The sequence below is a fragment of the Aeromonas bestiarum genome (assembly GCF_000819745.1).
Taxonomy (GTDB): Bacteria; Pseudomonadota; Gammaproteobacteria; order Enterobacterales; family Aeromonadaceae; genus Aeromonas; species Aeromonas bestiarum.
Genome location: NZ_CDDA01000020.1, coordinates 69,755 through 81,055, shown reverse-complemented (window position 1 = coordinate 81,055; position 11,301 = coordinate 69,755). Strand labels below are relative to the sequence as shown.

9 protein-coding genes are annotated in these 11,301 nt (G+C 59.8%); 4 read left to right on the top strand and 5 right to left on the bottom strand.

Annotation, left to right across the window (positions count from 1 at the left end):
- Positions 1-393: 393 nt before the first annotated feature.
- Positions 394-1,590: an NnrS family protein gene (locus tag BN1118_RS11090; RefSeq protein ID WP_043556090.1), complete on the top strand. Its 1,197-nt coding sequence runs from the start codon at positions 394-396 to the stop codon at positions 1,588-1,590.
- A gap of 10 nt (positions 1,591-1,600) precedes the next feature.
- On the opposite strand, the gene BN1118_RS11085 is transcribed toward BN1118_RS11090, so the two are convergent.
- Complete coding sequence (locus BN1118_RS11085; protein WP_043556089.1) at positions 1,601-2,176, bottom strand: helix-turn-helix domain-containing protein; 576 nt, start codon at positions 2,174-2,176, stop codon at positions 1,601-1,603.
- Between the two features lie 121 nt (positions 2,177-2,297).
- Here BN1118_RS11085 and BN1118_RS11080 point away from each other — a divergent pair, with 121 nt between their 5' ends.
- Together BN1118_RS11080 and BN1118_RS11075 are read left to right on the top strand one after the other, a co-directional pair.
- Positions 2,298-3,449 carry a benzoate/H(+) symporter BenE family transporter gene (locus BN1118_RS11080; RefSeq protein ID WP_043556088.1) on the top strand — a complete coding sequence of 384 codons (1,152 nt, stop codon included), beginning with the start codon at positions 2,298-2,300 and terminating at the stop codon, positions 3,447-3,449.
- 149 nt (positions 3,450-3,598) lie between these two features.
- Positions 3,599-4,663, top strand: a complete 1,065-nt coding sequence (locus tag BN1118_RS11075) for a DUF3103 family protein (protein ID WP_043556086.1) — start codon at positions 3,599-3,601, stop codon at positions 4,661-4,663.
- 67 nt (positions 4,664-4,730) lie between these two features.
- Here BN1118_RS11075 and metF read toward each other — a convergent pair whose 3' ends face one another.
- Positions 4,731-5,627 (bottom strand): methylenetetrahydrofolate reductase, encoded by an 897-nt coding sequence (gene metF / locus BN1118_RS11070; protein ID WP_021140731.1) that lies wholly within the window; start codon positions 5,625-5,627, stop codon positions 4,731-4,733.
- 329 nt (positions 5,628-5,956) lie between these two features.
- Here metF and BN1118_RS11065 point away from each other — a divergent pair, with 329 nt between their 5' ends.
- Positions 5,957-6,757, top strand: a complete 801-nt coding sequence (locus BN1118_RS11065) for a GNAT family N-acetyltransferase (RefSeq protein ID WP_043556085.1) — start codon at positions 5,957-5,959, stop codon at positions 6,755-6,757.
- Between the two features lie 63 nt (positions 6,758-6,820).
- On the opposite strand, the gene BN1118_RS11060 is transcribed toward BN1118_RS11065, so the two are convergent.
- From BN1118_RS11060 to BN1118_RS11050, 3 genes are all read right to left on the bottom strand, one after another.
- Complete coding sequence (locus BN1118_RS11060; protein WP_043556083.1) at positions 6,821-8,305, bottom strand: ABC transporter substrate-binding protein; 1,485 nt, start codon at positions 8,303-8,305, stop codon at positions 6,821-6,823.
- Between the two features lie 8 nt (positions 8,306-8,313).
- Positions 8,314-10,293, bottom strand: coding sequence for a methyl-accepting chemotaxis protein (locus BN1118_RS11055; RefSeq protein ID WP_043141408.1), 1,980 nt, complete (start codon positions 10,291-10,293; stop codon positions 8,314-8,316).
- Positions 10,294-10,512: 219 nt separating this feature from the next.
- On the bottom strand, positions 10,513-11,124 hold the full coding sequence (locus BN1118_RS11050) for an OmpW family outer membrane protein (protein WP_042865943.1): 612 nt from the start codon (positions 11,122-11,124) through the stop codon (positions 10,513-10,515).
- Positions 11,125-11,301 lie beyond the last annotated feature (177 nt).

Genomic DNA, 11,301 nt, shown 5'->3' with positions numbered 1-11,301 from the left:
AAATTGTTTGATGTTCGATGCTGTGAGTGCCCACACAGATTGCTTGATTCAAATTGTTAAAGAGCGTCACGCTTGTCGCGTTGAGGAGGCGCATATTACGCCCCTCACTTCGAAAGTCAAGCGGTTGTTTTCGCTTTTCTTTCGGCGCCCACTTCGCTAGGAAGCTGGCTCATCAGGTTGGCGTGTTCCGCCGTGCTGGTAGGGGCGCATTATAGGGAGCCGCGTCGCGATGACAAGGGCTTTTTCATCACAATTGTTCGTTCGCTCAGATATGCAGCAAACCCGTGCCTTTTTGCTCACAACCCCATCAATTCAGGCTTTGACTGGATTTAAATTGAACATTTGAAAAGTCACTTTATAATTGGCCTTTCAAATGTCAATTAAGGTTTCGCCATGCATCAGATCCTGGATAGCCGCAAAGAAGAACAGATAGTTCCTCTGTTCCGCTTGGGGTTTCGGCCTTTCTTCCTGCTCGGGGCCCTCTTCTCTGCCTTGGCCATGCTGGGCTGGCTGGCACAGCTCAATGGCTGGATCCTGTTGTCAGGAGTCGGCAACCCCATCTGGTGGCATGCGCACGAGATGCTGTTTGGTTTCGGTGCGGCCATAGTAGCGGGCTTTCTGCTGACCGCCGTACAAAACTGGACGGCCCATCCCGGTGTCCGGGGCTGGCCGCTGGCACTGGTCGTGGGCCTGTGGGCCGTACCTAGGTGCTTGTTGCCCTGGCTGGGAGAAGGGAACCCGGTTCTGATGATGATGGATCTGATGTGGTTACCACTCTGCGCCTGGTTCCTGGCCAAGCCCATCATAGTGACCCGCCAATGGCGCAACCTCTTCTTTGTCCCCCTGCTCGTGGTACTGACTCTGCTCAATGGCGCCAGCTGGTTGCGGCATGAGGAGTGGATCGTCATAGAGCATCTGCTGATCACGACAGTGCTGCTGTTCACGACTCTGATTGCCGTGATGGGAGGACGGGTCATCCCCTTCTTTACCGCCCGAGGCACCGGTCTGGAGAAAGCAGCCCCCCTGCCCTGGCTGGAGCGCACAGCACTCGCATCGCTGTGGCTTATCTTGCTGTGCTGGCTGTTGCTCCCCACCCAATGGACCACCAGCACTTATATGGTGCCTCTATATATAGTGGCGGCAGGTTTGCATCTGTGGCGACAACTGCGCTGGCGCCTGCCGACCACCCTTGCTCATCCCCTGCTGTGGTCACTGCATCTCGCCTACCTGTTTATTCCCCTTGGCCTGCTCGCTCTCGGGGCGCAGGCCGCAGGATTGCCCATCACCTTGTCGACGGCCAGCCACCTGCTCAGCGCCGGCTGCATGGGCACCATGATCCTGGGGATGATAGCGCGCGTCTCCCTCGGCCATAGCGGCCGAGCCTTGCAGGTAGGGCGCCGGATAAGCTGTGCGTTCGCACTGGTCATAGCGGCAGCCGTGATCCGGGTTGTGATCCCGCTACTCTGGCCTGCCTATACCCTGCACGGCTGGAACCTGAGTGGCCTGGCCTGGGTCGGCGCCTATGGGCTGTTCGTCTGGGTTTATGCCCCCATACTGACCAGCCCCAGGGCGGATGGCCGTCCGGGCTGAGCATCCGGGCTTATTCTCGGGGCCTGGCCACAGGATAGTGGATCAGGTTGTGAAAGATCGCAGGGGCTATTCCCAGATTGCGATAACCATGGGGGCGGTCGGCGGCAAAGCGCACCGCCTCCCCTTGCACCAGTGAACGCCACTCCCCTTCCACCAGCACCTCCATCAGACCACTGATGACGATGACATGCTCGGTCACACCGGGCTCATGGGGTTCGGATTCGCGCTGATACCCAGGCAGTAGCGTCAGTTCAAACAATTCAAAACCAAATCGCTTCTCATAAGGAAATAAGGGAGCTACCTGCATGCCCTCTCCCGCAGGCTGCTGGCGAATGGCGTCGGCGGTACGATAGAGCACCTCTCCCTGCGCTGCCGGGGCAGGCTCGATAAAGCTGGAGAAGGAGACCCGAAAGCCGGTGGCAATCTTCCACAGGGTCGCCACGGTGGGACTGGACTCTCCCCGCTCAATCTGCCCCAGCATGGCCTTGCTTACCCCTGTCTCACGTGCCGCCACATCCAGGCTCCAGCCCAGTTTGCTGCGCAACCCCTTCAGACGTTGGGCCAGATGCTGATTCATCTCTTGCATGACTGCCTCTTTGTTGCGCTTGCATGAATCGCCTTGTGCGCTATAGCGCACGACGATATAGTCAGAGCACACATTGTACGTAATAACGCACAGCCCGTCACAACTCCACAAGGACGTCACTATGCCCTTCGCCCTTCCCCACCTGGTGGCAGGTTTCATCGCAGTGATGGTCGGCTACACCAGCTCCGTCATCCTGATCATTCAGGCTGCTACGGCGGCGGGTGCCGATGCTGCCCAGCTTGCCTCCTGGCTATGGACGCTGGGTATAGGTATGGGAATAAGCTGCATCGGCCTCTCCTTTTATTACCGCATACCCGTACTGACCGCCTGGTCGACCCCGGGGGCCGCCCTGCTGATCACCAGCCTGGGCAACTTCACCCTGGCTGAGGCCATAGGCGCCTTCGTTATCTCTTCCCTGCTGATCACACTGTGCGGCATCAGCGGCTGGTTCGATCGCCTGATGCGGCACATCCCGGCTCCGCTGGCCGCCGCCATGCTGGCCGGAGTCTTGCTCAGATTCGGGCTGGATCTCTTCAAAGTCGCGCCACAAGATCCCTTGCTGCTTGGCACCCTGCTGCTGGCCTTCCTGCTGGGCTGTCATCTCTGGCCCCGCTACACCATGGTGCTGGTGCTGGTGATAGGAATAACCCTCTGTGCCCTGCGGGGGGATCTGCAACTCGACACGCTGCACTGGCAGCTCGCCAGCCCGGTCTGGACCTGGCCGAGCTTCTCCTTCAATGCCCTGTTCGGCATAGCCCTGCCACTGTTCATCGTCACCATGACCTCCCAGAACATGCCCGGTATCACCATATTGCGAGCTCACGGTTATCAACCGGCCACCTCCTCCCTGATCACCTGGATCGGCCTGACCGGCCTGTTGCTGGCCCCCTTCGGCGGTTATGCCTTCAACCTGGCCGCCATTACGGCCGCCATCTGCATGGGCAAGGACGTGGATCACGATGCCAGCCGTCGCTGGCCCGCCGCCGTCTGGGCTGGCGGCTTCTATCTGCTGACCGGTTGCTTCGGGGCAAGCGTGGCCGCCCTGTTCACCGCCTTTCCTGCGACACTGGTCACCTGCGTGGCCGGGTTGGCCCTGCTCGGCACCATAGGCAGCAGCCTGCACACGGCATTGCAACAAGACGAGGCGCGCGAAGCCGCCCTGCTCACCTTCATCATCACGGCCTCCGGGATCAGCCTGCTGGGTGTCGGCGCCGCCTGCTGGGGGCTGCTCGTCGGTGTCATCCTGCATCAAGTCAACCAGCGGAGAAACTGACCTGACCATCTGGGGAGCCTCCCGTGAGACACAGCACATAATTCAGAAAAATTGGTTCACAGCTGAAACTAATTGCCATTAAGTGGTGCCGAGGCACTTCTTCTTCCCCGATGTGTGCCTCTGTCAGACTCATAAACTGGAGAATAATAATGAGGAATCAGGCTGTCATTTTGTTACTGGCACTGCTGGGCGCCACCACAGCCCACGCTGCCGACTCGGATCGGGAGCTGGCACGCCAGCTCGCGCTGCAGCAGAAAAACCTGCTGCCACTGCTGAGCAATCAGGAGTACCAGAGCCCGCTACCCAACCTGCTGCAAAAAGCCAGTCCAAGGCTGAAACGGCAGGCGAGCGATGCCAACCAGGCCGCCATCAGCCGGCAAGGGCTGGACGGCGAGGTCAAGCAGTTGATGCAACTGCGACTAGCCAACCCGGAGCAGGCCGCAGCACTGCAACAAGGGGTCGAACCCCTGGTTGCCTATGTACCGAGCGGAGATGAGAAGAGCTGGAGTGCTATCGAAGCTTTCGACAGCGCCGGCAACCCCGTCTATCTGGATGTGGACAAGGCACCGGCACGACCGGTCCTGGTGGTGGAAGCAGACCCCGTCAAGGCCAAGAACGCCGGTCTGAAGGTGATGCGCAAGGCGCTGGCCGCAGCCGATCTGCAGGCTGCCCCGCGCACCGCCGCCAGCACGGCACCGCTCAAGACCAGCATCCTGAAGAAAATTCGGTTGAAGGATGATCAGGAGCCCTGGCTGCTCGGTGCGGCCGAGGTGTATGCGGTGGTCGCCGGGGTCAATCCCAGCCGGGATGAGCCCGTGGTCGACATAGTCGACATGCCCTACCTCGACTATGACAACACCGACTACACCCCCAACCAGATCCTGGTGTACTGGGATCGCTACCGCTGGGGTGCCGTCGACATCGTCATGATGGAGCAGGACGACAACGTCAACTACAAGGAGCTGAGCGGCCTGTTCATCGATGCCCTCAAGCTCGCCTTTACCGCTGGCGGCGTGCCGGAGGCCCTGCCCTTCCTGGATCTAGGCGGTCGTATCGTCAAGGCGCTGCCCGACTCCTGGATGACCAACAACGATGACTATCTGGATACCTTCTACACCCTGGAGCAGGACCAGAGCTATCACCAGTATCCCGGCGCCGCCGGCAATGCGATGATCGATCTCGAACCAAAAGAGATAGCCCCAACCCGGCCTTGACAAGCCGCCATGACAAAAAAGCCAATGAGCGACTCATTGGCTTTTTTTGTGCCTGCGGCAACCTGTGTCAGGCTGGGTCCTTCGGTCTGACCCCCAGGGTATGGCAGATGGCGTAGGTCAGCTCGGAGCGGTTCAGGGTATAGAAGTGGAAATCTTTCACCCCCTCCTGACTCAGCACGCGCACCTGATCGATGGCGATGCTGGCGCCCACCAGGTTGCGGGTCATCTGATCGTTGTCCAGCCCCTCGAAACGCTGATGCATCCAGCGCGGGATCTTCACGTTGGTAAAACCGGCGAACTTGGCCAGAGTCTGGTAGTTGGAGACCGGCAGTATCCCTGGCACGATTTCGGCATCTATGCCGATGGCGGCGCAGCGATCCCGAAAGCGCAGGTAAGTCTCCACATCGAAGAAGAACTGGGTGATGGCACGGTTGGCACCGGCATCAATCTTGCGCTTGAGGTTTAGCAGGTCGGACTGCGCACTCCTGGCCTCGGGATGGCCCTCGGGATAGGCGGCCACCGAAATATCGAAGTCAGCTTCAGACTTGAGCAGGGCCACCAGATCGGTGGCATACATGTCCGGCTTGTCGAGTCCGGGCGGCAGGTCGCCGCGCAGGGCCACGATATGGCGGATGCCGCTGTTCCAGTAATCGCGGGCTATGGTGCGCAGCTCGTCGCGGCTGGCATCGATACAGGTCAGGTGCGGCGCCGCGATCAGGCCGGTACGCTCCTTGATGTCCTTGATCACCTTGTGGGTGCGATCCCGGGTGCCGGAGTTGGCGCCATAAGTCACGGAAACGAACTTGGGTTCCAGCACTTTCAGCCGTTCGATGGACTGCCAGAGGGTGTTTTCCATCCCTTCACTGTTGGGTGGAAAAAACTCGAAACTAACCCCTATGTCACCGCTTAAATCGGCCAAACTCTGGTTGAGCGCCTCAACCTGACGTGCACTGTGAAATCCCATCTGCTCTCTCCCTGTCCCGCAACCCATTCCTCTACGTCAAAACGGATGTTTGGACGTCTAAACGTCTTTCTATCTTTATGAGAAAACGGATCAAAGTCAACACTGATTTACGGATCTAGGCGAGAGGCTGGTGTTTATTTCGCAATTAACCTGAAGTAACGATTGGCACCCCATCCCAAAATCCGCGGAGTCGCGTTATGATGAACCCGGATCGTCCTGGACGTTCTGAATCTGCGTGTGATTGTTTGGCCGGAGGCTTCTCCGGCCCCTTTTTCAACCTATTCCCCTCCCTGCCGATAACCAATTGAGCCATTCGCAGGAGCCTCATCATGGATACCCACCCCGGCTTTGCCACCGACTTGCTGTTCGATCGCTATCAGGGCAACGTGGTAGATCATGAGCAATTCTGGGCCGTGCGCACCCCTGATGCCCCCGACTACTATTTTGGCAACTATCTGCTGCTCCCCACCCCGCCCAGCGATCGTGACAAGGGCTGGCTCGAGGCCAGCTTCGACAAGCTGATCGGGCAGGATCCCAGAGTACAACACCGCACCTTTCAATGGCCGCTGGCCGCAGGCCAGAACAGCCGGGTCGCCGGTTTCGTGGCGGCAGGCTATCAATACATGGAGTGCGTGGTGCTGGCGCTGGATGCCCTCAGCTGGCATCAAGCAACGGTTGGCGATCCGGCGACGGATGCCCGCCCTTTCGAGTCCGCCGACTGGGATGAGTGGCTGACATTTGAGCTCAATGAGCGCGACCCTGGCCACTCGGTGGAGAGCTATCTGCCCTATCTGCAGTCGCGCCGCCACCTGTACGAGGCCATGATCGCGGACGGGCTCGGGCAGTGGTGGGGGATCTGGCGGGAAGATCAGCTGGTCGCCAGCTGCGGTCTCTTCTTCACCGACACCATGGGCCGCTTTCAACTGGTGCGCACCCATCAGGATTGGCGCAACCGGGGGCTGTGCCGCCAGCTGCTGAGCCAGGTCGCCCGTCAGGGACTGAGTCGCGTCAGTCAGCTCATCATAGTGGCCGATGAGCACTACCACGCCCAACGGGTCTATCGCTCGCTTGGATTTGCTCCGGTAGCGCGTATCGGCAGCCTCTGCCGCTGGCCCCACGAGGCACAATAGCCCGGCTGCGGGCTGCAATGAAAACGGGAGGCTGATGCCTCCCGTTGTTTATGGTGTTGTCGGTTATTGCTGCGGCGTCTCCAGCTCGTTGGAGAGCGCCTGTTCCACCTCGGCCGATGGCACAGGTAATGGGGCCGCAGCGGCAGACGCTGGCGCGGCGGGTGTCACCGATGGCACGGGCACGGCAGGAGCCGCTGTCACAGCCGGCGTCGCCGCGGATGGGGCGGCAACGGCGCCAGCCTCTGCGGTAGCGGGGACTGCTGATACAGGGGGCGCAGCTACATCACATTGGCAATCCTGCCCCTTGGCCTTGTTGCCCTGATGAGCGGGATACCAGCCTTTCAGTCCCTGCTCCAGCCGGTCGGGCGCCGCCTTGGGCTCCATCTTGCCGAGCAGCACGGCCTGACTCACCTCGGCCAGTTCGTCGCCCAGTTTGGGCTTGCCACGGGAGAGGATCTGGGTCGCCACCCGTATGGTGGAGTCACACTGATCGCGCCACTCCATCATCTCCTTCGCCGCCGGATTGGTGACATCGAAGAAGTGGTTGGAGAGGGAGAAGAACCCCGGCAGCGAGTTGGTATAGAGCTCGGCAAACTGAGGGGTGGTCAGCCACTGCAGGAAGGCCATGGCAGCCTCCTTGTTCTTGCTGGCCGGGTTCAACCCCATGCCGATGTCGGTGTGATCGGTAAAGAAGCAACCATCTCCCTGTTTCGCCACGGGTGGACGCATGACACCAAAGTCGACCTTGCCGGTGAAGGGGGCGATTTCCCAGGAGCCCGCCACATAGAAGGCGGCCTTGCCGGAGGTGAACAACTCATTGGTGGCGGCATAGTCCCGGCTTTCGCCCCCCTCACCCAGGTAGGGGCGCCAGCGGGCCAGCTCCTCAAATACCTTGACGTATTGCGGGTTGTCGAGCTGCTCCTGACCTCCGATCAACGCCAGACGGCCGTCTTCCCCCTTCCAGTAGTTGGGACCTATGTTCTGAAAACCGAGTTCGGACGATACCCAGCTTTCGGAGCCACTCATGGCCAGCGGCACATAACGACCATCCGCCTTCACCTTGTCGAGCGCGGCGAAGAAGGCATCGCGGGTTTGTGGCACTGTCAGACCCAACTCACTGAATATCTTCTTGTTATAGAAAAAGCCGTGAATGACCGAGGCCATGGGCACGCAGAAAGTCTGGGCACCTGAGTCGGTCTGCCAGGGCGACTGGGCAAAACTCGGGAAGTTTTCCATCCCCGACATCTCGGTCAGCTCCGCCAGATGACCGGCCTTGAACAGAGCCAAGGAGTCATCAAACGGACGGCAGGTGATGAGATCCCCAGCCTTGCCATCCTTCAGGCTGGCCCACAGGGTCGGCATGTAATCGACGTTCTGCACGCCGTTGAATTTCACCTGGATACCCGGGTGGGCCGCCTCGAAGGCGGGAATGATCTTCTGTTCCCACAGGGCCTTGTCATCGATCCGCCAGCTCTCGATCACCAGCTCGCTGGCCATCAGCTGACCACATAACAGGAGACTCAGGGCCCCAATCCACTTTTTAGACATAAGCCCTCCTAGACCTTGAAATGTGCGATCAATTGCTGCTGCTTGGCGACCAGATCCGCCAGCACTTCACTGCTGCTGGCCGACTCTCTCGCCTCCCGCTCAGTCTCGTAGGCCACGTCGGCAATGCCGGCGATATGGCGGGCAACGCCCTGACTGACCGAGATCTGCTCCTGGGCGGCATGGGCAACCTGATCCGCCATCGACTTGATGGAGGTCATCCGCTCGGCGATGGACTGCAATGCCAGATCCATCTCGCGGGTCTGCTCGACGCAGCTGTGGGTCTGCTCCTGACTGCGACCCATCACTTCCACCACCTGCTTGCTCGAGTTTTGCAGGTTCTCGATCATCGCCTGGATCTCTTCGGTCGAGGTTTGGGTGCGGTTGGCGAGCGCTCGCACCTCGTCGGCCACCACGGCAAAGCCGCGACCGGCATCGCCGGCCCGGGCCGCTTCGATGGCGGCATTCAGGGCCAGCAAATTGGTCTGCTCGGCGATGCTGCGGATCACGTCCAGAATGCTGCCGATATTGTTGCTGAACTCGCCCAGCTTGTAGGTAATGCCGACGGCCTCTTCCATGGCGCCAGCCAGCTGCTCAGTGATGCGACGCGTGGTGGCCACCTTCTGGCGACCGCTGCGGGCCTCGTCATCGGCCAGATCCACTTCCCGCTTGGTGCCATCGGTGGAGCGGGCCACCTCGGTGGCACTGACCTCCAGCTCAGTGATGGCGGCGGCGACCTGATCGGTCTGGCTCTTCTGATCCTGCACCCGGGACATGGCGCGCTCGCTGATCTCGGCGGCGCGACTCGCCTCATCCACCAGATGGCGGGAGCCCGCGTTGATCTGGGAGAGCAGTTCCCCCGTCTTGCCGGCCAGGGTATCGATGGAGCGGGAGAGGGTGCCAAACTCGCAGCTGCTGCGGTAGTTGATGCGGCGGGTCATGTCCCCGGCCGCCATGTAGTTCAGCTCCTTGTTGATCATCTGCAGCGGACGCTGAATGCTGCGCGCCGTGGTGTAGCCAATGATGAGCGCCGCCGCGGCCGAGATGGCGGCGACGATCAGGATCCAGAAGCTGGCACTGCTGACCGCATCATCCGCCGTGGTCCGGCTCTGGCTGGCGATGGTCCCGGCCGACTGGCCCATCTCGTCGAGCAGGCTCAGGCTGTTGACCAGGCTGGCGTCGAGCTGCTGATTCAAGGTTTGCAGCGATGACGCCAGTTGCTGGGCATTGCGCATGGTGGCAAGCAAGCCCTGCTGGCCGAGTGCCAGCTCCTGCATGCGATCCAGGTTGGAAACGAAACGCTGCTTCACATCGTCGGGGACCAGCACCCGGTCGAGACGCTTGCGGGCCATCTCGATGTCCTTGCTGAGCACCTTTTCCAGCTCATTGAGATCTGTCTTGGCATCGGCCCGGCGAATGTTTTTCAGATCCCGCGCTATACCCGAGGTGATGAGCTCGGCCTTGTTGCGCATGGAACGCTTGCTGGCGGTCTGCTGCAGCAGCAGATCGGCCGCCCATTGGTAGGTGTCTTCCAGCCGGATGAAGGCAATCTCCAGCTTGTGGCGTTGATCGAGGGCGTTGACCCATTGGCTGTGCTGGGAGAGCACCTGCTCCGCCAGTCCGTAAAACTGTTTGGTGGCGCCATCCACCTGCTGGAAGCGACCATTGGCCTCCGCCACGCCGGTGAACTTGTCCATCTCCTGGCTCAGCTGGCTGAAACGGGCCTGCTGCTCCTTGAACTGGCTGGCGAGTTGCGGCAGCTGGCTCGCTTCCTCACTGGTCCGGTAGACCAGCACCCAGCGGTTGCTGTCTTGCAGAGCGCCTTTCAGGCCTGCCACCGCAATCACCAGCGGCGTCGCCCGGTCTGAGACCTGCGACAGGCCGTCGTTGATACCCCTGATCTTCAGGGTGCTGATCACCCCAAGCAGGATCAACAGCAGCAGCATCAACACAAATCCGGCGATGATCCGCTGCACAATAGATAAACCCATGGAGACATCCTCACTCATTGGGGGAAGGTAACGTGAACATAGACACTATCGGCACAAGCGGCGAATTATAGAGGGGAGGGTGATGTTATTTTATTGATCTATATGGGGTTGGATCACAATTGGCGGGATCCGGCACAGGCATAAAAGGGCCCGGACAGTGCCGGGCCAAAGAGACGTGCTTAGCTGTACAGGCCGTGAGGAGGCCAACCTTGTGTCCTATCAGAAGCGATAGCCGACACCGAACATGAAGGCCATGGGATCGATGGAGGTCTTGATGGTGCCCACGGCTGTGTGCACATCGGTGTCGATATCCATGATCCAAGCGGAAGCGTTGACGAACCAGCGATCATTGATCGCCATGTCCAGGCCGACCTGACCGGCCAGACCCCAGGAAGAGTCCACGCTGACATCTGTGCCTTCCAGTGCACCACGGCCCTGCTCATCGAAGAAGGTGGTGTAGTTCACACCGGCACCAATGTAGGGGCGCACCTTGCTCTTGGCATCACCGAAATAGTACTGCGCCATCAGGGTCGGCGGCAGATGCTTGACCTTGGCGACCTCGCCCAGACCCGCGGTCGAGACGGAGTGGGAGAAAGGCGTGGCGGCCAGCAGCTCGACACCCCAGTTATCGGTGATCAGATAAGAGAGGGTCAGACCCAGCTGCATGTTGCTGTCAATTTCCAGCTCACCGGTACCCAGCACATCGTCACTGCTCGTTTGAGGGGAGACAAATGCCAGGCCACCGCGGACCAGAATATCGCCGGCCTGGTGGGCCATGGCGACGGGAGAGGCAAGTGCGGCTGCGATCATCAGCGGAAGGATCTTTTTCATCACATTTTTCCTTTTAGTTTTCGTTCTATGTTGCAAGCCTGAAAACTATAAAGGGATGTGAATGCAGAGTTATTGATTTAGCTCAAACGTTACCAATAAATAGATAGATGTGTACAGCAGCTTTCGACCCTGCCTGCAAACCGCAAAAACAAAGAAAAATTACCTATATAACAATGA